Here is a 20,919-nt window from a genome sequence, read left to right on the forward strand (position 1 = left end):
AAACGTTTTCATTAAAAATTTATCCGTTCTGGTAGCGTAGATAATGGTACAATTGTAAGAAATCATAAAGGAGCGTTTATTCATGGGGAAGTTTCAAGTACTCGACCACCCGTTGATTCAACACAAATTAACTATTATTCGGAATAAAAACTGCGGTACTCGCAGTTTCCGCGAGGTCGTTAACGAGATCTCGACTTTAATGGCTTACGAAGTCTCTCGTGACATGCCATTACAGGATAAGGTGATCGAAACGCCAGTATCTAAGATGACGGCCAAGGAGCTTGCTGGTAAGAAAGTGGCCATTGTGCCAATTCTACGAGCTGGTATCGGTATGGTTGACGGTATCCTAGAATTGATCCCAGCGGCTAAGGTTGGCCACATTGGGATGTACCGTGACGAAGAAACCCTGCAGCCTCATGAATACTTTGTCAAGATGCCTTCCGACATCGACCAACGGCAAATTTTTATTGTTGATCCAATGTTAGCTACTGGTGGGTCAGCCATCATGGCGATTGACGCATTGAAGAAGCGTGGTGCCAGTGAAAAGAACATGAAGTTTGTCTGCCTGGTATCTGCACCAGAAGGGGTCAAAGCCTTGCGTGCGGCGCATCCAGACGTGGATATTTTCACGGCAGCGTTGGATGATCACTTGAACGAAGATGGCTACATTGTCCCTGGTTTGGGCGATGCTGGTGATCGTTTGTTTGGGACGAAGTAAACTTTAGAGAGATTCAGCTTAGGGCTGAGTCTCTTATTTGTTTGTCAATTTTTCTCCAAAGGTGGTGGTGCAGTGTTTGTAGCGCGGCTTCTAGGGATTTATCCGGCAAAATGCGCTGGTTAGTTGCTTGACCGGATACATTTACAGAAAAGGCCTTGACAAGTCACTTTAATTATGGAGCTATTTGCGCACGCAAGCAGGATGTGAAAACGGTTACGATCCTTTTCAGCTCTAAGTTTATCCAAGTTGTGAATAATGTTTAGACTGTAAAAAATTGTTTTGTTTTTTCCCCGAATTGGTGGTATCATTTCCAGTGTATTTGAATGGAGCGCTCGCTTCGTTCACTATTCCGCATTTCTCGAAAGAAAGCTTGATGAAACATTAAGTGAAACCTTCGAGAAACCGCGTCCATATAGTGTTGAAAAGAGGTGATATTCGGTGAATGATGGTCCAGTTTCGACCTTCCAATTTCTGGGATTGACGTTTAGCACGGCCAACATTGTATCTGCTTCAGTGGTTTTTGTACTTGTTGTTGCCATTGTTTTCTTCGCTTCCAGACATTTGGCCATGAAGCCTTCCAAAGGGCAAAACTTTTTGGAGTGGTTGATTGATTTTACCAACGGAATTTTGAAGGGGTCCATTCCTGCCAAGGAAATTGGTGGTTTTGGATTGTATGGTTTCACTTTATTTATTTTCCTGTTGCTGTCTAACGAATTGGGATTGTTTATCAATCTCGCGTTGCCGAACGGTGCCACCATCGTCCGGAGTCCTACGTCCGATCCAATTACGACGTTGACTTTCTCGTTGATGACGTTGATGCTTGCGCAGTTTGCGGGGATAAGTAAATTGGGTTATAAGACCCACTTTAGGAACTACTTGAAGCCTTTTAAGGTCTGGATAGTTATCAGTATCTTTGAAGAATTCACGAACTTCTTAACGTTGGGTCTCCGTATCTTCGGGGTTATCTTCTCTGGTGAAATGCTACTGGGGATAATCTGGAATCTTGCGGCGTCACATGGCATCGCAACGATGATTGTCGCTGTACCACTTGAGATGGCTTGGCAAGGATTCTCTGCTTTCTTAGGAGCAATCCAAGCCTTCGTCTTCGTTACGTTGTCTTCAGTTTACATTTCTCAAAAACTTGAAGTTGAGGAATAGAGTATTTATTTAATTTAAGGAGGAAACAAAGATTATGGGAGCTATTGCAGCTGGTATCGCTATGGCCGGAGCCGCTATTGGTGGTGGTGTAGGTGACGGTCTTCTTATCGCCAAAATGCTAGAAGGTATGGCCCGTCAACCTGAACTGTCAGGTCAATTACGGACGAACATGTTTATCGGGGTTGGGCTTGTTGAAGCCATGCCTATCATTGCCTTCGTTGTTGCTTTGATGGTTATGAACAAGTAATTTACCGCGAAGATGTTTATATCTGATAGTAGAAGGAGGTGTCAATAGATGCTCTCACATTTAGTGGTTGGTGCAGGGCTTTACTTTGGTGATTCTATTTTCTACGTCGTTTGTTTCTTGCTTTTGATGTGGATTGTTAAGGTTCTGGCTTGGAAGCCAGTAACTAAGATGATGCAGGATCGGGCTGACAAGATCAGCAATGATATTGACTCAGCTGAGAATTCACGGAATGAAGCTGCTGACTTAGTTCAGAAGCGGCAAACCGCATTAGCAAATTCTCGTTCTGAGGCACAAACGATTGTTAACGATGCGAAGACCAATGGTCAACAGCAACGTGAACAAATCGTGACTCAGGCCCAAGCAGATGCACAGACGTTGAAGCAAAATGCCCAAAAGGACATTGAGCAAGAACGCCAAGATGCCCTGGTCAATGCCCGCAATGACGTGGCGGACCTATCTATTGAGATTGCTTCCAAGATCATTCAACGAGAATTGAAAGCTGACGATCAAAAGGCATTAATTGATTCTTATATCGAAGGGTTGGGGAAGCAACATGAGTCTTAATAGGGCAACTGTAGCGAAACGCTACGCAAAAGCATTATATGAATTGTTGTCCGAAAAAGACCAACTGGAGTCAGGCTTCACAGAGCTCAAAGAACTTCGAAGTATCTTCCAGGACAACCCGCAATTGAGCACTTTGCTCTCAGACGCTAGCCTGCAGGTTGCTGAACGTGAAGCTTTAGTGCAACCGTTACTGAAAGACGCATCACCATATATCAAGAACTTTGTTCAAATGGTATATGACTATGGTCGGATGGAAAACGTGGTTGACATTGTTGATCAATTCCAGGCCATGTATGATGAGGCTAACCATACGGTTTACGCTGAAGTAACCACGGCAGTGCCTTTAACAGATGATCAAAAGACGCAAATCGAGACGTCTTACGCCAAGCGCGTAGGTGCCGATAAGGTTATCTTGACGAGTCAAGTCGATCCTAGTGTGATCGGTGGGGTCATCGTTAAAGCTGCTGACACGGTTCTTGATGGTAGCTTACGAACAAAAATCAATCGTTTACGGCAGCAACTGCTAGCATAACGAATTCGGTAATAAAGAGGTGAAACTTTCATGAGCATTAAAGCTGAGGAAATCAGTGCTCTAATTAAACAACAATTAGAAAGCTACAAGGATGAAATCTCAGTTGAAGAAACTGGTACGGTTACTTACGTTGGTGACGGTGTTGCTCGGGCCCACGGTCTGAACAACGCTTTGCAAGGTGAGTTGCTGTTGTTTGATAACGGGGTTTATGGAATGGTCCAAAACCTCGAATCCAGTGACGTTGGTATCGTTATCTTGGGTGATTTTACTGGAATCACTGAAGGCGATTCTGTTAAGCGGACTGGACGGATCATGGAAGTTCCCGTTGGCGATCAATTAATCGGTCGGGTTGTTAACCCATTGGGCCGGCCAATTGACGGTAAAGGGGACATTTCCACGGACAAGACGCGGCCAATCGAACACAAGGCACCTGGTGTTATGGAACGGCAAGGGGTTAGTGAACCTCTGCAAACCGGGATTAAGGCCATCGATGCTTTAGTTCCAATTGGACGTGGTCAGCGTGAATTGATCATCGGTGACCGGAAGACTGGGAAGTCCTCTATTGCCATTGATACGATCATTAACCAAAAAGACCAAAACATGATCTGTATCTACGTTGCCATTGGTCAGAAGGCTTCTACGGTGCGTGCACAAGTCTCAACGCTGGAAAAATTCGGCGCCATGGACTACACGATTGTCGTTACCGCTAGTCCTTCCGAACCAGCGCCAATGCTATACATCGCACCATATGCCGGTGCTGCCATGGGTGAAGAGTTCATGCACAACGGCAAGCATGTTTTGATCGTTTATGATGATTTAACTAAGCAAGCCGATGCTTACCGTGAACTTTCTTTGATTCTACGGCGGGCACCAGGTCGTGAAGCATATCCTGGTGATATCTTCTACACCCACTCTCGTTTGCTGGAACGGGCTGCAAAGTTAAGTGACGAGCTCGGTGGTGGTTCCATGACGGCGTTGCCTGTCATTGAAACCAAGGCCGGGGACGTTTCTGCTTACATCCCAACCAACGTTATTTCAATCACCGATGGTCAAATCTTCCTGAACAGTGATTCCTTCTATTCTGGTATTCGACCAGCTATGGATGCCGGGACTTCTGTTTCCCGGGTTGGTGGGGACGCTCAGATCAAGGCCATGAAGAAGGTTGCCGGGACATTGCGGTTGGACTTATCTGCCTACCGTGAACTGGAATCCTTCGCACAATTCGGTTCTGATTTGGATGCTGCTACCAAGGCTCGACTAGACCGTGGGGCACGGACCGTGGAAGTCTTAAAGCAAGGCTTGCATGAATCCGTTCCAGTTGCCAAGGAAGTTATTATCTTGTTTGCATTGACGCATGGTCACTTGGACAAGCTCGAAATTGAGGACGTTTTACGTTACCAAAACGAGCTGTTCGACTACATGGACGCCAGTCATCAAGATGTCGAAGACGTGATTACGAAGACCGGGAACTTGCCTGAAGGCGACGCTCTGGAAAACGCAATTGCTGAATTCGACGCAACTTTCCAACCAACTGCTAAGGCCGACAATCAGGCGGCTGACACGGCTAATTAAGATTACTTGAAGGAAGGATGGTGAGAAATAATGGCTGAATCAATTCATGACGTTCAACGTCGGATTAATTCCACGAAAGCAACCCGTCAGATTACGGCGGCGATGCACATGGTTTCGACCGCGAAGTTAAATAAGATTCAGAAACACGCAGTCGGCTACCAAGACTATGTTTCGAAAGTTAAGGCTGTCGTTATGCATCTTTCACAGTCTCATCTGTTAGATAATTCCTCAAGTAGCCTACAGTCGAACCGTCCAGTAAAGAAAACCGCATATTTAGTGATCACCTCCGATCGTGGAATGGTGGGAAGCTATAATAGTAGCGTGCTCCGGGAAACCAATTCGTTCATCAAAGAACGGACACCTAATCCTGACGACTACATGGTGTTAGCCGTTGGGGGAACGGGTGCTGATTTCTATCGGAACCGCGGAATCAATGTGGCTTACGAATATCGCGGGGTCAGCGATGTGCCTGAATTTAATGAAGTTCGGGAAATCGTTAAGACCGTTACTACGATGTTTGATAACGAAGTGTTCGATGAACTTTTCGTGTGCTACAACCACTTTGTGAACCGGATTTCATCCCGTTTTCGGGCTGAAAAAATGTTACCAGTGGACAAGGAAACCTTGTCTTCTGATGCGGCAAACGATACGCAAGCTGCACCATTAACTGCTGAATACGATACTGAACCTTCTGAAGAAGAAGTGTTGCAGGTCGTTCTGCCACAATACGCAGAAAGCCTAGTTTATGGGGCGATCTTGGACGCGAAGACTTCCGAACACGCATCAAGTTCTAACGCGATGCAATCAGCCACTGATAATGCTGATGATTTGATTGATACGTTGCAACTGCACTATAATCGTGCACGGCAAGCAGCGATCACCACTGAAATCACCGAAATTACTGGTGGTCAGGAAGCCTTAAATAATTAATGACGGGAGGAATTAACGAATAATGAGTGCTGGTAAAATTGTTCAAGTTATCGGACCTGTTGTTGACGTTGAATTCCCACTGAATGATGAATTACCTGACATCAACACTGCCCTGAACATCAAAAAAGATGATGGTAGTATCCTTGTAACCGAAGTTGCCTTGGAATTAGGTGATGGGGTTATGCGGACAATCGCCATGGACGGTACTGATGGTCTTCGCCGCGGGATGGAAGTTGAAAACACTAAGGCTTCAATCTCTGTTCCTGTTGGTGATGACACGCTTGGTCGGGTGTTCAACGTTTTGGGGAATCCAATTGACGGCGGTGCCGAATTTGGACCAGACGCAGAACGGATGCCAATTCACCGTGACGCACCTAAGTATGACGAATTAAACCCTACGACTGAAATCCTGGAAACGGGTATCAAGGTTATTGACTTACTCGAACCTTACGTTCGTGGTGGGAAGATTGGGTTGTTCGGTGGTGCCGGTGTTGGTAAGACCGTTTTAATTCAAGAATTAATTCATAACATTGCTCAAGGCCATAACGGGATTTCTGTCTTCACCGGTGTTGGTGAACGGACTCGTGAAGGTAACGATATGTACTGGGAAATGAAAGGCTCCGGAGTTCTGAAGCAAACGGCCATGGTATATGGTCAGATGAACGAACCTCCTGGTGCCCGGATGCGGGTTGCATTGACTGGTTTGACGATTGCGGAATACTTCCGTGATGTTAAGGGCCAAGATGTGCTGCTCTTCATCGATAACATCTTCCGGTTCACGCAAGCCGGTTCTGAAGTTTCTGCCCTGTTGGGTCGGATTCCTTCAGCCGTTGGTTACCAACCAACGTTGGCTACTGAAATGGGTCAGTTACAGGAACGGATCACGTCAACGAAGAAGGGGTCTATCACCTCTATCCAAGCCGTTTACGTGCCTGCCGATGACTATACCGACCCTGCTCCTGCCACGACTTTCGCCCACTTGGACGCCACGACTAACTTGGAACGTGCTTTGACGCAACAAGGGATTTATCCAGCCGTGGACCCATTGGCTTCAACGTCAACTGCCTTGGCCCCTGAAATCATCGGTCAAGAACACTACGATGTTGCCACAGAAGTTCAACACGTTTTGCAACGGTACCATGAATTGCAAGATATCATCTCTATCTTAGGGATGGATGAACTTTCTGAAGAAGAACAAACAATTGTTAACCGTGCTCGGCGGATTCAATTCTTCCTGTCACAACCATTCTCCGTGGCTTCACAGTTTACGGGTATGGACGGGAAGTACGTGAAGTTGGATGATACTGTTCGCAGTTTCAAGGAAATCTTGGCAGGTAAGTACGATGACCTTCCAGAAGATGCCTTCCGGAACTGTGGCGCTATCGAAGACGCCGTTGAAAAGGCTAAGCAAATGAACGCTGCCGTTGCCGACAACTAGGGAGGGATTCTAATTGGCTGATAATCGATCAGTATTATCCGTTAGTATCGTAACCCCAGATGGCCGGGTCTATGAACACGATGGTGAACTCTTGGTCATCAAGACTAAGCTGGGTCAACTCGGGATCATGCCCAATCACGTGCCCGTTATTTCTTCTTTGGAAGTTGACGAAGTACGGATTAAACATGATGGTGGAGAAGATGAAGTTGCCGTAAATGGTGGCTTCCTCGAATTCTCTGATAATGTTGCCACCATTGTTGCTGACAGTGCGGAACGTCAAGACGATATTGACGTCGGTCGTGCCGAAAGTGCTCGTGATCGTGCGCAAGCTGCCATTAAAAAGGCGCAAGAAGAACACGATGCGGATACTTTGGCGCGGGCAGAAGTCGCTTTGCGACGGGCCATTAACCGGATTAACGTCGCCAATCATTAAGCACAAAATTTGTTTTGAGACCATTCTCGCTAACGGGAATGGTCTTTTTTGTTTGCGTAAGAAGGTAAAGTTCGGAAATTCCGATCAGCTTAACGTTTTGGAGAAAAAGGGGGAGCTCATGAGGAGGAGTGGTTCAGTCTATAATTATTGGTTACACGTCAAAATTTAGCAAATTTTATAAATAACTTATAGTTTGTTCAGTTACATCTATTAATAAAGTCAAATGTAATATTACAAACGTCGATTTCGCCGGAAATTCAAGGACAGGGACGGTAAATTATGATATAGTTGGTGAGAATGTTCAGAAAGGATTGAGTTAATGAAACTTATCGGGCTACAAGGAATCTTAACGATTGTTAGTCATTTAACCTTTATTGCACTGGCTTTTTGGGCAATTTCGGCGTTGCACATCGAACGACTAATGTCGGTATATCCACGTCAGGCACAGGTTATTATTGTGATGTTATCGGTGGCGATTGGATATGGTTGTAGCTCGTTCTTTCTGGATTTCATCAATAATGTTCGTAATCTGGGCTATTTACTATAGGCAAGCCCGAAAATTCTTTGGAGGTATCCCATGGAAAAAATTATCGTTCATGGTGGGAACCGCTTAACCGGTGAAGTCAATATTGAAGGTGCTAAGAACGCCGTGCTACCGATTTTGGCAGCCGCAATTTTAGCACAGGACGGCATCACCCATTTAGCAAATGTTCCAGTTTTGTCTGATGTTTATACGATGAACAAGGTCCTTCGTTTCCTGAACCTACGCGTTGATTTTAACGAAAAGCAACGGGAGGTCACGATCGATGCGACCCACCAAGTCTCAAGTGAAGCACCGTTTGAATACGTTTCCAAGATGCGTGCATCAATCGTTGTAATGGGGCCATTATTGGCGCGCTTAGGGCATGCCCGGGTGGCTTTGCCTGGTGGCTGTGCCATTGGTACGCGGCCAATTGATTTGCATTTGAAGGGGCTTGAAGCCTTAGGTGCCCGGATTGAACAGCACGATGGCTATATTGAAGCTTTTGCTGACCAGCTGAAGGGGACTCACATTTACTTAGACTTTCCTAGCGTTGGGGCAACGCAAAATATCATGATGGCAGCTTGCCTGGCGCAAGGGACAACGGTCATCGATAATGTTGCCCGTGAACCGGAAATCGTCGACTTGGCTAACGTCTTGAACAAGATGGGCGCGCATGTTCGCGGTGCCGGGACGGAAACGTTACGGATTGATGGCGTGGAGAAGATGCACGGGACGGAACACAATGTGGTCCAAGACCGGATTGAAGCGGGAACGTTTATGGTTGCCGCTGCCTTGACTCAGGGAAACGTCCTGATTAAGGATGGCATCGTTGAACATAACAAGCCGCTGATTTCCAAATTACAGGAAATGGGCGCTCAGGTAACCGAAGAGGCTGCCGGCATTCGTGTAATTGGCCCAGAGAAGTTGGCCCCAACGGACGTTAAGACGTTGCCATATCCTGGCTTTCCAACGGATATGCAACCGCAGATGACGATTCTGCAGTTAGCAGCAGAAGGCACAAGCACGATGACCGAAACGGTGTTTGAAAACCGCTTCATGCATTTGGAAGAGCTGCGGCGCATGAACGCGCAATTCCAAATCAATGGTCGGACAGTGGTGATGCACGGACCTACTGATTTCAATGGCGCTGAAGTTGCGGCTACTGATCTGCGGGCGGCTGCGGCGTTGGTATTAGCCGGCTTAGTTGCTGATGGGTATACACAGGTTACCAACTTGAAGTATCTCGATCGCGGTTACTATGACTTCCACAAGAAGTTGACGGCGTTGGGTGCACAGGTCAAGCGGGTTGACTTCCCAGAGGATGATACGGTTGTTCTGAAGAATACGCACGTTAAAAACTAGAAATTATTTATGGGCGGCACTGGTTGCCGCTTTTTTGCTGGACTCTAACTCAGTCGCCTGCGGCTGCCAGGGATTCCGCCTGCTGTGGGGACGCTTCAGACTGGAAGTCCACCAGTCTTCTCGCTCGCTTTGAAGCCACGAGAAACATGTGTCTTCAAAGTCGCCCGTGCTGTAAGCTGGCTGGAAAAATCGCCAGCTAACACCACTTTCACGGCTGGCTCCATCCCTGGCCTCCTCCGGCTTTGATTGGGTTTTACCACAGCGATGGCTGGAAAACGTGGATATTTAGGACTTTCGGCCGAATCTATAATGATGGTGATAGTCATTATCTCAGTTGCTTAAGAGCACGCCAGCCGATCAGCAAGGCGAAAGAGGTCACTAGGCTGCCGATTCTTAGAATAGCAAAATGGTATAAACAACCAGTATGGTAAGGTTTGGGTAAATAGAAATTGATAAGATCTGGGTAGCCGAGAGTGAGCTGAATTTGGACTCAGCCGTGAGATTTTTAAGTGGTTTTCTTGAAAATGGCGACTTGAAGACGTGTTTTTCGGCTTCAAGCGAGGGGCAAGACCGTTCTTTGGCTTGCCCCGTCCTGCTCACAGCGTTCCAGTCCAAATTTAGCGAATGGTAAGGCGGTAGAATTCATCCATGTCGTCTACTTTTCTAGCTAAGCGTGAGAAACCGTTTAGAGTTGTGGTAGATTATGGTATAATAAAATGTTGAAAATTGGCATTAAAAATCAGGAGGACGCATAAGTATGGCGAAAGACATTGGAATTGATTTGGGGACTGCGAACGTTTTAATCTACGTGGTCGGCAAGGGTATCGTATTAAATGAACCATCAGTAGTCGCAATTGACACGAAGACTGATAAGGTATTAGCGGTGGGCTCCGAAGCTTACCGGATGGTTGGTCGGACCCCCGGCAACATCCGCGCAATTCGTCCCTTGAAGGATGGGGTCATTTCTGATTTCGATATCACTGAAGCCATGCTCTCCTATTTCATTAATAAATTAAGTGTTAAGGGCTTCCTATCCAAGCCTAACATCATGATCTGTGCACCGACTAACATTACCGAGATTGAACGGAAGGCCATCATTCAGGCGGCTGAAAAGTCCGGTGGGGCCAAAGTTTACCTGGAATACGAACCAAAGGTCGCAGCCTTGGGTGCCGGCATGGATATCTTTAAGCCAAGCGGGAACATGGTGATTGACATGGGTGGTGGTACCAGTGATATCGCCATCTTATCGCTGGGCGATATCGTTGCCAGTCGGTCAATTCGCGTTGCCGGTGACCGGATGAACACAGAAATTGTGAACTACATGAAGCACCATCACAACTTAATCATTGGGGAACGGACGGCTGAAACGATTAAGATTAAGATCGGGACCGCTTATCCAGAACCAGGCAACGAAGACAAGACCATGGACGTACGGGGCCGGGACTCCGTAAGTGGGATGCCAACGGAAACGACCATTACGGCCGCTGAAGTTGAATTGGCAATCCATGACTCCGTTGAGCAGATTGTCTCCGCTGCAATGGCAGTTTTGGAAACGACACCGCCAGAATTAGCCGCTGACATCATCGACCGGGGCATCATGCTGACCGGTGGGGGTGCGTTGCTGGACGGTATTGATAAGCTCTTCTCCGAACGGTTAACGGTTCCCGTGATCATCTCGGAAGATCCACTGGATAACGTGGCAAAGGGTGCTGGTGTCTTGCTGGAACATATGGACACTAAGACGGCTAAGGAAAACAACTAATAGTCAATTAAAAGGGGGAAACTCGCGATGAAATGGTTACTTACTCAGTTAGTGCGCGGTTATCAGCGTTTCATTTCACCGCTGTTTCCGCCGACTTGTCGGTATTATCCGACGTGCTCCAACTATATGCTACAGGCTTTGGCTAAGCATGGGGCAATTAAGGGCGGCTTGATGGGATTGGCCCGGATTTTGCGGTGTCATCCCTTTGTGCACGGGGGCGTTGATCCCGTTCCCGATCATTTCACGCTACGACGCAACGTCGCGGCGGAACAAGCCTACCGCAAGGAAATGGGCCTTGATAAACAATCCCCTACTAAATAAAGGAGAGTTGGCATGAGTAAACGAGAAAAATCAGTGCAAGTGACGATTGATGAACAAAAGTTGCCAGATGGGCAAACGATGTCCATCTTGAAGATTGGTCAAGAGACGATCGGAACGGTTAAACCAGACGACGACCGTTTCCAAGCGCAATTGAATGACGGTGACGTTTACCGGGTTAAGACGGTAGACGAAGGCGTCGAACTGCTCTTGCGGGACTACCACCTTCATCGCGGATAATAAATTTTAGTAAAATTGGCCGCAGTGGATCGTTAAAGTTCACTGCGGCCTTTATACTTGAGATAATCTTAGTTTGAATTAAGGAGCAATCATTGTGGCAAAGAATGCGACAGAACAACGGACCGAGACGGATTCTCGCATTGACTGGGGAATTATCTTCTGTGTCCTTATGCTGGCTCTTATTGGGTTAGCATCCATCTATGTAGCTGCGACCCACGATAGTGGCGCCACGAGCATCACGTCTGCCGTGGTGTCGCAGTTGATTTGGTACGTCATTGGGACGATAGCGATTATTATTATCATGCAGTTTGACTCCGAGCAATTGTGGAAAGTCGCCCCGTTGCTGTATGGTTTAGGCATCTTCCTGCTGGCGGCGGTATTGATCTTTTACAGCCGGGCTTATTTTGCCAATACTGGGGCACGGAGTTGGTTTGCCATTGGCCCACTGACATTCCAGCCGTCTGAAGTTATGAAGCCCGCCTTTATCTTGATGCTGGCCCGCGTAGTGACCGAGCACAATAATCAGAATCCCATTCATACGACGCGGACGGACTGGCTGTTAATCGGCAAGTTGATCTTGTGGACGTTGCCAGTGGCGGTCCTGTTGAAGTTGCAAAATGACTTTGGGACGATGCTGGTGTTCTTCGCCATTGTTGGTGGGGTGATTCTGGTCTCAGGAATTACCTGGAAGATCATCGCACCGGCTTTTGCGATCGTTGGTGGGGTCGGGGGAACTGCCCTGGCGCTGGTCACCACCGATGTTGGGCGGAAGATTTTGGAGAAGGTTGGGTTTCAAGCTTACCAATTCTCCCGGGTTGATACGTGGCTACACCCCTCACAGGATACGTCAAACAGTGGGTATCAGTTGTGGCAGAGTATGAAGGCCATTGGTTCCGGGGGCATCTTTGGGACCGGCTTCAACGTCTCCCACGTTTACGTCCCCGTACGTGAATCCGATATGATTTTCTCAGTGATTGGCGAAAACTTCGGGTTCATCGGGGGTTGTGTCTTAATCTTCCTGTATTTCCTATTGATTTACCAAATGATTCGCGTAACGTTTGATACTAAGAACGTGTTTTATGCCTACATTTCGACGGGGGTTATCATGATGATCCTCTTCCATGTGTTTGAAAACATCGGGATGAGTATTGGGCTGTTACCATTGACAGGGATTCCATTGCCGTTTGTTAGTCAAGGTGGGTCAGCTCTGATCGGGAACTTGATTGGGATTGGTTTAATCATGTCAATGCGGTATCATTATAAGAGTTACATGTTTAGTCGTAACGACGCGTTTAAATAAAGGAGAGTATCTAAGATGGCTGAAATGGTAAAGTATTTTTGGACTAAAGCAGTAGATGACGGTACACGTATCGGTTTAACCACTGAAGGTCAAGACGAATTAGGCACGATCAAATTTGCTAAATTACCTGCAGTTGGCGACACAGTTAAGAAGGGTGAAAACCTGTTGAGTGTTGAAGCTGATAAGGCCGTTTCTGATATTCCTAGTCCAGTTTCTGGTAAAGTAACGGCAGTTAACCCAGCGTTAGCAGATGACTATGCTGCTCTAAACGGTAGCGATACAGATGCTGCTTGGTTCGTTGACGTTCAAGAAGCTTAGGCTACGCGTAACTGACCGGTGCGCCCGCAATGGGGAGCACCGGTTTTTTAGACTGAAGATTAAAAATTTGACCCACGAATGGTTGCCAGTTAGGAACGAATCGTGGCGACCATAACTGGTTTCTTAGTGCTTTAGCGGTGAGTCGGGTATAATGGAAGTAGTAATTGGAGAATGGAGGGTGTCACATGTCAGAGAAAAATGTGTTTCATATCAACGGCTACTTGGGATTATTGATTGTTTTGGCATTATTTATTGTCAGCGGTTGGATGATTTTTGAAGGCGTGATAGTCCCGTTAGCCATCGTAGTTGTGATCCTAGCAGCGTTGGCAGCCAGCAGTTTGACGATTATCGGTCCTAATCAGTCAAAGGTTTTGACTTTCTTTGGCCGGTATATTGGGACGATTCGTGAGGCTGGTCTGTATTTGACGGTGCCGCTGACGAACAAATCCACGGTGTCGTTACGGGTCCGGAACTTCAATAGCGCGATCTTGAAGGTGAACGATTTACAAGGTAATCCGGTCGAGATTGCAGCGGTGATTGTCTTTAAGGTTGTGGACACCAGCAAAGCCCTATTTTCAGTTGAGGACTATGAACAATTCGTGGAGATTCAGAGTGAGTCGGCTATTCGGCACGTCGCCTCAGAGTACGCTTACGATAACTTTGGCGACCACGCCGCGTTGACTCTGCGGAGTAATCCCACGGAGGTGTCCAATCATCTAACTGAAGAGTTGCAGGAACGCTTGGACGTTGCCGGGGTCAAGATTATTGAGACGCGACTCACCCACTTAGCGTACGCGACGGAAATTGCATCGGCTATGTTGCAACGGCAACAGTCGCAAGCCATTCTGTCAGCCCGGAAGATTATTGTCGAGGGGGCCGTTTCCATCACCGAGGGGGCCATTGCCCGGTTGGCTGACGAAACGGATCTAGACCTAAGCGACAATCAGAAATTACAGTTAATTAATAATATGATGGTTTCAATCATCAACGAACGGGGCTCACAACCAGTGATTAATACTGGGAAAGTTGAGTCTTAAGCGACCAAAGGGCCCACGAGCTCAGAAAAATAAGGATAGACATTGGAGGATAATGGCATGGATGAACAGATAGGTGAGTTGCAGCGTCAACTTGCGGCCTTAAATACAGACTTAAAAGCGGGGACGGTTTTTCAATCCCTGGGGCCGCGGTTGGGCCAACTGATGGATGGTCTCCATCGGCGCCGGCGAACGCCTGTGACCTTACCCGATGACCGTGAAGGCATCGAGGACCTACTGGGAAATCTACGGGAGAAGTTAGATCAAAATCAACCGTTGCACCTGTCGCTACAAAATCTAGACTTTTTGCTCCGCTACTTGGCGTCACCAGACCCTAAGATTCGGTACAATGGGGTCAATTTCACCGTTTATGATGCGCTACAACAGAATGCGTTAGACGCTAACGATATGGTCACGCTAGTTAATTTCCTCAGTCGTGACGAAATCTTGTTTAATCACATTCTTGAGCCCACTAACGCTGCTGTTTTTGGACGCGCGGGTTCGGCGTCCATGCTGGCAGTCGTCCTCCACTTTATCGCGGAGAATGATGCGCAGGGGATGGTGGATTACCAGCATTTGGTGAACCAAGTGGCGACGTACATTTGCCTGGAAACGGACACTCGGGGCTTCATTAACCAGCAGGGGTGGGCGCACGCCTATGCGGCCATTCTCGACCTCCTGATGGTGTTGTCGGAGACGGACAGTCTCCCCCGGGCAGACAAGCTATTTCTGCTACAGGTCTTAATCGAGCGGCTGAAGCGCCTGACGACACCGCTGATCTATGGGGAAAACGACCGGATGGCGACCTACTTTGTGGTGCTGACCAACCGGCATCCACTGTATGAGACGGCGCTACTCAACGCGCTCAAACAGTGGCGGCAAACGGTTGCCCGGCGTCGGCGGCCGGACAGTCTGGCAGGGTGGAATCAGTTCTTCAATCGTAAACGGCTGGCGGATGCACTCCGACTGCGCCAGGATGCCAGTCCTAAGCTCAAAAAATATTTAAACTCAACTATCGATTTTTTAGGCTGAAAAGATATTCAATTTTTTAGAGAAATGGTATACTGAAGGCTAACCGAAATATATACGATAGGATGAGTGACAAAATGGAAACAAAAGCAAAGTTACACGTAGGTCTATTATTCGGTGGTAATTCTTCGGAACACGATGTTTCTAAGCGTTCAGCCCATAACATTTATGACGCAATGGATAAGTCTCGTTACGATGTGAGTTTATTCTTGTTAACCCGTGACGGTTTTGTGTTGAGTGATCAAGCCTCACGGCGCGTCTTTGATGGTGAAGACGAGGCCACTGTGGCTGCTGAAGAACAAGCCAAAGTAGACGCTGCAAACCCATTGGCACCCATTTGGAATTTATCGCAGGCAAAGGACATTGATGTTTTCTTCCCAATTATCCATGGTAACTTGGGTGAAGACGGTACGATCCAAGGGCTTTTCCGGTTGTTGAAAAAGCCTTTCGTGGGGAGTGGCGTCTTAGCATCAGCGACGTCCTTTGATAAAGATATGACGAAGCAGGTCTTAACGACGCATGGTATTCGGAACACGAAGTACGTAGTGATTACGCCGGAAAATCGTGACGAATACGACTATGCGACGGTGCAAGCCAAGTTGGGGACGAACGTCTTCATCAAGCCTGCTAATCAGGGTTCTTCAGTTGGAATTCACAAAGCTGGTAACGCCCAAGAGTTTGATGAAGGGCTCACCGATGCCTTCCGTTATGACTTTAAGGTACTGGTGGAGGAGACCATCGCTGGCCCTGAAGAAGTTGAAATTTCCATTTTGGGTAACGAACATCCCCAAGCATCTAAGCTAGGGGCCATTCGGGTGCCAGAATCCGATGTCTTCTACGACTACAACAATAAGTTTGTGGATGCCAGTGGTGTGACGTTCGAAGTGCCAGTAGAATTATCTGCTGAACTGACGACTGAAATTACCACGATGGGGCTGCGGACATATGCTGCTTTAGGCCTAAAGGGGATGGCCCGGATTGATTATCTGGTCTCACAAGATGGTGTGCCTTACGTGGGTGAGGTTAACACCTTACCAGGGTTCACTAACATCAGCTTGTACCCGCAATTGTGGCAAGCCTCGGGCATTAGTTATGCGGATCTGATTGATCGGCTCATCGAACTGGCACTTGATGAATTCAAGTACCAAGATGAATTGGCCTACGATTTCATTCCATTAGATGACAACTCGGCGGCATCAACTTACAAGCCTAAGAAGTAAGTGTTCATCTCAAAGAGCGGTGCGGTAGCGGAGACGTTGCGCGTCGCTTTTTTATTGGCGTAAAATGGTGTGCTGGAAAAGAGGAGGCAACTAGGGTGTACAGGTTTGGTCGACATTTGTTAAATAGCTGGCGTCAGGGCTTATTGGCGCCGGGGCTGCTGCTCGGCTGGGAGGCCGTCATCGGCCTTTTTGCCGGTGTACGGTGGCTCAGCCAACGCCCGGGCTGGTCGGTACCATTGGTTCTTGCGATCGTTATTTTAGTGATCATGCTAGCCGGTCAATTGATGCAGCTGGTCCGGCTATATAGTGAGCAGCAGCCGGATTGGCCAACGACTTGGCGGCGCGTTTGGGCTCACAAGTGGCAGTGGTTAGCCATTGAGGCGCTGATCGTTGTACTAGCCTTGCCATTAGGATTGTGGGGGTTGAGCAGCCGAGTATTGGTTCGCTTACCGCTGGCTGCAAGTTGGGTGAACTTGGTCTCCCTGTACCGGCGACCAGTCGTGATCACGGCAGCTATCGTGTATGGCGTGCTAGCGACTTATCTATTGTTGTGGGGCCCCCGACATTTTCGCCGGTTGACACCGCAGCTAAGGCGTCACGGGTCAATCCCGCAGATGTTAATGGCGCTGGTGATTAGTCTAATGCTGACCGGCGTTTGGTGGGGGATGAGTGAGGCTTTAGTCTGGGTAAACTGGTGGTACGATCGTCACGGCAGCCTGCTGGGAAGTCAGTGGCTGTTGGCAGCCTCGCTCGCTCTGGTTTGGATTGGCTTTGCGCTGGTCAGCGTGTTGGGTGTATTGACGGTGGTGTGGAGCTGGTGCGGTCAACCAGAGTTGCCACGTTGCCAGCGGCGGTATTCGAGTCGGGCGTTACTGGGTGGCTTAGTCTGTGTAGTGCTAGCCGGTGGCGTGATTCAACAGACATTGGTGAGCCAGCCACAGTTTGCGCGAACGGTGCTCATCTCCCACCGCGGCGTTGATCATCACCGTGGCGTCCAGAATACGCTGGCGGCGTTGCGAAGCGTCAGTCGGGAACGGCCGGATTACGTCGAAATGGATTTGCATGAGACTAAGGATCATCGGTGGGTAGTCCTACATGATGAAAATTTGCAGGTTTTGGCGAACCGCCGGCAAACGCCGCATCAATTAACGTTACGGCAATTAGAACGGCTGAGCGTGCACGAGAGTGGGCAATCCGCTCGATTGGCCAGTTGGGATCACTATTTAAGGACTGCCGAACGCCTGCATCAGCCACTGATGGTCGAGATTAAGACGACACCGCAGGATTCACCTGGGGCAGTCCGCCGGTTTGGTTGTCAGTATGGGCAGCGGTTGATTCGCGATCACGCCGTCGTCCATTCGCTGGATTATCGGGTTGTGGCCGAGTTACGACGAGCACTGCCAGCCTTACGTGTCGGCTATATTTTACCGTTCAATTGGGTGGCACCAAGCTCGGTTCCGGCCGACTTCTATTCCTTCCAGCAAATTTCTGCCAGTCAACAGTTTATTCTGGCGGCGCATCGGTTGGGGGCGCCCGCTTATATCTGGACCCCGGATACGACAGCTAAAATGACCCGCATGTGGGCGTTGGGCGCTGATGGGCAGATTACCAACGAACTACAACGCTTGCGCACGGCGACTAGCCAACCACGCCGCCGAGTACAGTGGGCCATCTTACAAAAATTTATTTATAGCTACTAATTGGTAAGGCGACAATTAGTTTTTGAGGTAATATACGCATAAAACGAACTATAAAAGGATTAATATACGGTCACGGGTGGGCTGGATATTAATCCTTTTATATCTAAATGATAAAATGGTATAGACAGATTAAAGTTCCTTAATAAAACGGCATAAAGCTTGTAATTCAAGCTGAATCACTTATTATGGTAAATAAGATAAACGGGCCGCACTACGGCCAGTCATTACCAGGGGATAAATATTAACACCTGTTGTGAACACGGTCGGGGGATGGGTGTTAGTGATTTTTTGAGTAATGTTCGGTTTTATCAAGTTGACTGTTACCTAACGTTACGAATCGTAGGGAGAGATAAGATGCGTTTATTAGGGAATAAGGTTAAACAGTACCGCAAACAGAAAAATCTATCACAGCAAGAGTTAGCCGAAGGCATCTGCACTCAGGCCACGGTGAGTTTAATGGAAAAGAAGAATAAGGTCCCCAGCATTAAGATTATTTTGCAAATCTGCCGGCGATTGAACATTTCATTGGATGATGTCTTGTCGGGGCTGGGGAGTGGCTTGGATGACCAATTCAATAGCATTTCCAACGCCGTTCGTCGTGAAGATTACTCACTCGCTGCGGAACTGTTGGCTAAAATGAATATGACTAACGTTCAAAATAGCTTTGATCGCGAACGGTATCACTATTATCGGGGATTTATCGAATTGGGTGCACGGCAACGGCCGGATGAAGCTATTTTCCATTTTAATTTATTATTACATCGTTCATATCGGATGCCATGGGACTTGTACGCCATTGTGGGGAATGTCGGCATGGCGACGGCCTACTTAGCACGTGAGGAATTAGATAAGACCCGGTATTATTTAAATGCGGCTAGCAATTATTTAGACGAGTTTGAATGGCATGACGAAGACAACTTCAAGCGGATGATCTGGGCGCGTTACCGAATTGCCCAGCTGTACCTCGAGTTAGATCAACCGCAGTTGGTGATTGAAAATGTGGAGGCCGCATTACGGGCCGTTAAGCATCAGGCATCACTCTACTTAATTGATGTGCTCTATGAAGTAAGAGGGCAGGCGGAACAAGCCTTGATGGCCACCGCAGCGGCCAAGAAGAGCTTAATCATTGCCCGGACGTTGGCCTTAGTGACGCACAATGTCGCGTTACAGGAACGCTTGACACCGCAAATTGGCCCCATGATTACGGAATAAATGATTGATGAGATTTGAGAGACTGGAGGCGTCATTTTCCAGTCTCTTTTTGTCGCTGATGACGATTGCAGGCAATAAAAAAGCTGTTCCCAAATTCAGGAACAGCGTGCGTCTTTAAAATCAACAAGAGATTATCTTTCAGGATGCGTATTCTTAGCAGGTTGGTTATGTTGGTCAGTCCGAACCACCAGAACGTCGCAGATCGCAGTCCGGGTAACGTATTCAGTCACGGAACCAATGAGTAATCGTTCGACCGCGTTCAAACCGGTGGCACCGATCATGATTAAATCGGTATCGTTGTCACGGGGAACATCGCGGGCGATGATGGTCTTGGGTGCACCATACTCGATAGCGTAGTCGATGCTCTGTAAGCCATCGGCCTTTGCGTCAGCGACATACTTATCCAACGTCTTCTTAGCCGTTTCCGTTACTTGCTCAACCATGCTGGTATCGAAGCTGGAAATATTTTGGAAAGCCCGCGTATCAACAACGTGAACGAGATGTAAATCAGCATCGTTACGCTTAGCAACAGCGACCGCCTTTTTAAAGGCTAATTCAGCCTCGTATGACCCGTCTACTGGAACTAAAATGTGCTTGTATTGTTGTAACATATTGTTCACCTCTCATTACTTTATACTCTTATCATACGTTATTTATCGCGAAATAAAAAGCAATATGGTGAAAAAAGGTGGAAAAGTTGGAAACGGTTACCGCTTTGGAAACCAATGCAAAAGTAGGAGTTGAAAAGCCATAATAGCGATGACCCCTGCGAGTAAGGTGAGGGAAATGAAGACGGTGTTGTTCATGATGGTGGCCACGGCGGCTAGAACACCGATAACCATCAGAATTGTGCCACAGATGATGAGAACGTGGCTAAGAACACTGGATTCTTCCGGATGAAAGACCAGGAAGGGGCGTTGACGGTGGCTGAAGGCAAACCAACCAATACCGAATGAAAGTAACGTGTAGCAAATCATGAGAATTGTGATGACCATGAGGGTCCTCCTTAATGATAATTAAATGTTCACTGAGCTGCCGCCTAATGAGGCGTTCTGGCGGTGCAAAAAAGTTTAATGATAAGCGCCAATTCATTTAGGATAGCACATTGACGCCAAAAGAAAAGAGCCATTCAATGGAATGGCCCTCAAAGCAAAGCTTTTGATGATCTAAGTGGTGCCGTTAATTGTCTAGTCATGTTGACCCGCGATGACAAATGCAGGGGGGAGAGCGTGGCGAAGTGTCTGACTTCCAAGTGAAAAGGCATGTCATCTTCTTCGCCCTTAGGCAATCCCGTTTAAATATTACTTGT

23 protein-coding genes are annotated in these 20,919 nt (G+C 47.7%); 21 read left to right on the forward strand and 2 right to left on the reverse strand.

Features of this window, described 5'->3' with window-relative positions; translation table 11 throughout:
* Window positions 1-82 precede the first annotated feature (82 nt).
* The 21 genes from upp to HF569_RS01220 all read left to right on the forward strand — a co-directional run bounded on the left by upp (window position 83) and on the right by HF569_RS01220 (window position 19,610).
* Entirely contained in the window at window positions 83-718 is a 636-nt protein-coding gene (gene upp / locus HF569_RS01120; protein ID WP_168849530.1) for a uracil phosphoribosyltransferase, read from the forward strand.
* Between the two features lie 438 nt (window positions 719-1,156).
* Window positions 1,157-1,876, forward strand: coding sequence for a F0F1 ATP synthase subunit A (gene atpB, locus HF569_RS01125; protein WP_168901024.1), 720 nt, complete (start codon window positions 1,157-1,159; stop codon window positions 1,874-1,876).
* Window positions 1,877-1,910: 34 nt separating this feature from the next.
* On the forward strand, window positions 1,911-2,123 hold the full coding sequence (atpE, locus tag HF569_RS01130) for a F0F1 ATP synthase subunit C (protein ID WP_057733259.1): 213 nt from the start codon (window positions 1,911-1,913) through the stop codon (window positions 2,121-2,123).
* A gap of 48 nt (window positions 2,124-2,171) precedes the next feature.
* Complete coding sequence (atpF, locus tag HF569_RS01135; RefSeq protein WP_168901025.1) at window positions 2,172-2,687, forward strand: F0F1 ATP synthase subunit B; 516 nt, start codon at window positions 2,172-2,174, stop codon at window positions 2,685-2,687.
* Window positions 2,677-3,219, forward strand: coding sequence for an ATP synthase F1 subunit delta (atpH, locus tag HF569_RS01140; RefSeq protein ID WP_168849526.1), 543 nt, complete (start codon window positions 2,677-2,679; stop codon window positions 3,217-3,219). Before atpF ends, atpH begins: the two co-directional genes overlap by 11 nt.
* A 30-nt stretch (window positions 3,220-3,249) precedes the next feature.
* Entirely contained in the window at window positions 3,250-4,791 is a 1,542-nt protein-coding gene (gene atpA / locus HF569_RS01145; protein ID WP_168901026.1) for a F0F1 ATP synthase subunit alpha, read from the forward strand.
* A 30-nt stretch (window positions 4,792-4,821) separates the two neighbouring features.
* Window positions 4,822-5,721, forward strand: coding sequence for a F0F1 ATP synthase subunit gamma (locus HF569_RS01150; protein WP_168849524.1), 900 nt, complete (start codon window positions 4,822-4,824; stop codon window positions 5,719-5,721).
* A gap of 22 nt (window positions 5,722-5,743) precedes the next feature.
* Window positions 5,744-7,159, forward strand: a complete 1,416-nt coding sequence (gene atpD, locus HF569_RS01155) for a F0F1 ATP synthase subunit beta (RefSeq protein WP_168849523.1) — start codon at window positions 5,744-5,746, stop codon at window positions 7,157-7,159.
* A 13-nt stretch (window positions 7,160-7,172) separates the two neighbouring features.
* Complete coding sequence (locus tag HF569_RS01160) at window positions 7,173-7,592, forward strand: F0F1 ATP synthase subunit epsilon (RefSeq protein WP_168901027.1); 420 nt, start codon at window positions 7,173-7,175, stop codon at window positions 7,590-7,592.
* A gap of 319 nt (window positions 7,593-7,911) precedes the next feature.
* Window positions 7,912-8,139: a DUF1146 family protein gene (locus tag HF569_RS01165; RefSeq protein ID WP_168849521.1), complete on the forward strand. Its 228-nt coding sequence runs from the start codon at window positions 7,912-7,914 to the stop codon at window positions 8,137-8,139.
* Window positions 8,140-8,169: 30 nt separating this feature from the next.
* The gene (gene murA / locus HF569_RS01170; protein ID WP_168901028.1) at window positions 8,170-9,477 is read left to right on the forward strand and encodes a UDP-N-acetylglucosamine 1-carboxyvinyltransferase; all 1,308 of its coding nucleotides are present in this window, start codon (window positions 8,170-8,172) and stop codon (window positions 9,475-9,477) included.
* 757 nt (window positions 9,478-10,234) lie between these two features.
* Window positions 10,235-11,239 (forward strand): rod shape-determining protein, encoded by a 1,005-nt coding sequence (mreB, locus tag HF569_RS01175; RefSeq protein ID WP_168849519.1) that lies wholly within the window; start codon window positions 10,235-10,237, stop codon window positions 11,237-11,239.
* A 27-nt stretch (window positions 11,240-11,266) separates the two neighbouring features.
* A complete protein-coding gene (gene yidD / locus HF569_RS01180) occupies window positions 11,267-11,560 on the forward strand; it encodes a membrane protein insertion efficiency factor YidD (RefSeq protein ID WP_168849518.1) in 294 nt (97 codons plus the stop codon).
* 12 nt (window positions 11,561-11,572) lie between these two features.
* Entirely contained in the window at window positions 11,573-11,797 is a 225-nt protein-coding gene (locus tag HF569_RS01185) for a DUF2969 domain-containing protein (protein WP_168849517.1), read from the forward strand.
* Window positions 11,798-11,891: 94 nt separating this feature from the next.
* Window positions 11,892-13,097, forward strand: a complete 1,206-nt coding sequence (locus HF569_RS01190) for an FtsW/RodA/SpoVE family cell cycle protein (protein WP_168901029.1) — start codon at window positions 11,892-11,894, stop codon at window positions 13,095-13,097.
* Between the two features lie 15 nt (window positions 13,098-13,112).
* Window positions 13,113-13,415 (forward strand): glycine cleavage system protein H, encoded by a 303-nt coding sequence (locus tag HF569_RS01195; protein ID WP_211089009.1) that lies wholly within the window; start codon window positions 13,113-13,115, stop codon window positions 13,413-13,415.
* Between the two features lie 185 nt (window positions 13,416-13,600).
* Window positions 13,601-14,452, forward strand: a complete 852-nt coding sequence (locus HF569_RS01200; protein WP_168901030.1) for an SPFH domain-containing protein — start codon at window positions 13,601-13,603, stop codon at window positions 14,450-14,452.
* A gap of 57 nt (window positions 14,453-14,509) precedes the next feature.
* Complete coding sequence (locus tag HF569_RS01205) at window positions 14,510-15,481, forward strand: DUF2785 domain-containing protein (protein WP_168901031.1); 972 nt, start codon at window positions 14,510-14,512, stop codon at window positions 15,479-15,481.
* Between the two features lie 74 nt (window positions 15,482-15,555).
* Entirely contained in the window at window positions 15,556-16,698 is a 1,143-nt protein-coding gene (locus tag HF569_RS01210; RefSeq protein ID WP_168901032.1) for a D-alanine--D-alanine ligase family protein, read from the forward strand.
* A gap of 95 nt (window positions 16,699-16,793) precedes the next feature.
* Entirely contained in the window at window positions 16,794-18,398 is a 1,605-nt protein-coding gene (locus HF569_RS12590; protein WP_168901033.1) for a glycerophosphodiester phosphodiesterase family protein, read from the forward strand.
* A gap of 354 nt (window positions 18,399-18,752) precedes the next feature.
* The gene (locus HF569_RS01220; RefSeq protein ID WP_168849511.1) at window positions 18,753-19,610 is read left to right on the forward strand and encodes a helix-turn-helix transcriptional regulator; all 858 of its coding nucleotides are present in this window, start codon (window positions 18,753-18,755) and stop codon (window positions 19,608-19,610) included.
* Window positions 19,611-19,741: 131 nt separating this feature from the next.
* Here HF569_RS01220 and HF569_RS01225 read toward each other — a convergent pair whose 3' ends face one another.
* Window positions 19,742-20,221, reverse strand: coding sequence for a universal stress protein (locus HF569_RS01225; RefSeq protein ID WP_168849510.1), 480 nt, complete (start codon window positions 20,219-20,221; stop codon window positions 19,742-19,744).
* Window positions 20,222-20,317: 96 nt separating this feature from the next.
* Entirely contained in the window at window positions 20,318-20,605 is a 288-nt protein-coding gene (locus HF569_RS01230) for a hypothetical protein (protein ID WP_168901034.1), read from the reverse strand.
* Window positions 20,606-20,919 lie beyond the last annotated feature (314 nt).

The sequence above is a fragment of the Levilactobacillus tujiorum genome, from assembly GCF_012641185.1.
GTDB classification, from domain to species: domain Bacteria; phylum Bacillota; class Bacilli; order Lactobacillales; family Lactobacillaceae; genus Levilactobacillus; species Levilactobacillus tujiorum.

Excerpts from the sequence above, each read along its gene's own strand:
- upp (WP_168849530.1), top strand. The coding sequence starts at position 83 with ATGGGGAAGTTTCAAGTACTCGACCACCCGTTGATTCAACACAAATTA.
- atpE (WP_057733259.1), top strand. The coding sequence starts at position 1,911 with ATGGGAGCTATTGCAGCTGGTATCGCTATGGCCGGAGCCGCTATTGGT.
- atpF (WP_168901025.1), top strand. The coding sequence starts at position 2,172 with ATGCTCTCACATTTAGTGGTTGGTGCAGGGCTTTACTTTGGTGATTCT.
- atpH (WP_168849526.1), top strand. The coding sequence starts at position 2,677 with ATGAGTCTTAATAGGGCAACTGTAGCGAAACGCTACGCAAAAGCATTA.
- atpA (WP_168901026.1), top strand. The coding sequence starts at position 3,250 with ATGAGCATTAAAGCTGAGGAAATCAGTGCTCTAATTAAACAACAATTA.
- HF569_RS01150 (WP_168849524.1), top strand. The coding sequence starts at position 4,822 with ATGGCTGAATCAATTCATGACGTTCAACGTCGGATTAATTCCACGAAA.
- atpD (WP_168849523.1), top strand. The coding sequence starts at position 5,744 with ATGAGTGCTGGTAAAATTGTTCAAGTTATCGGACCTGTTGTTGACGTT.
- HF569_RS01165 (WP_168849521.1), top strand. The coding sequence starts at position 7,912 with ATGAAACTTATCGGGCTACAAGGAATCTTAACGATTGTTAGTCATTTA.
- murA (WP_168901028.1), top strand. The coding sequence starts at position 8,170 with ATGGAAAAAATTATCGTTCATGGTGGGAACCGCTTAACCGGTGAAGTC.
- mreB (WP_168849519.1), top strand. The coding sequence starts at position 10,235 with ATGGCGAAAGACATTGGAATTGATTTGGGGACTGCGAACGTTTTAATC.
- yidD (WP_168849518.1), top strand. The coding sequence starts at position 11,267 with ATGAAATGGTTACTTACTCAGTTAGTGCGCGGTTATCAGCGTTTCATT.
- HF569_RS01185 (WP_168849517.1), top strand. The coding sequence starts at position 11,573 with ATGAGTAAACGAGAAAAATCAGTGCAAGTGACGATTGATGAACAAAAG.
- HF569_RS01195 (WP_211089009.1), top strand. The coding sequence starts at position 13,113 with ATGGCTGAAATGGTAAAGTATTTTTGGACTAAAGCAGTAGATGACGGT.
- HF569_RS01200 (WP_168901030.1), top strand. The coding sequence starts at position 13,601 with ATGTCAGAGAAAAATGTGTTTCATATCAACGGCTACTTGGGATTATTG.
- HF569_RS01205 (WP_168901031.1), top strand. The coding sequence starts at position 14,510 with ATGGATGAACAGATAGGTGAGTTGCAGCGTCAACTTGCGGCCTTAAAT.
- HF569_RS01210 (WP_168901032.1), top strand. The coding sequence starts at position 15,556 with ATGGAAACAAAAGCAAAGTTACACGTAGGTCTATTATTCGGTGGTAAT.
- HF569_RS01220 (WP_168849511.1), top strand. The coding sequence starts at position 18,753 with ATGCGTTTATTAGGGAATAAGGTTAAACAGTACCGCAAACAGAAAAAT.
- HF569_RS01225 (WP_168849510.1), bottom strand. The coding sequence starts at position 20,221 with ATGTTACAACAATACAAGCACATTTTAGTTCCAGTAGACGGGTCATAC.
- HF569_RS01230 (WP_168901034.1), bottom strand. The coding sequence starts at position 20,605 with ATGGTCATCACAATTCTCATGATTTGCTACACGTTACTTTCATTCGGT.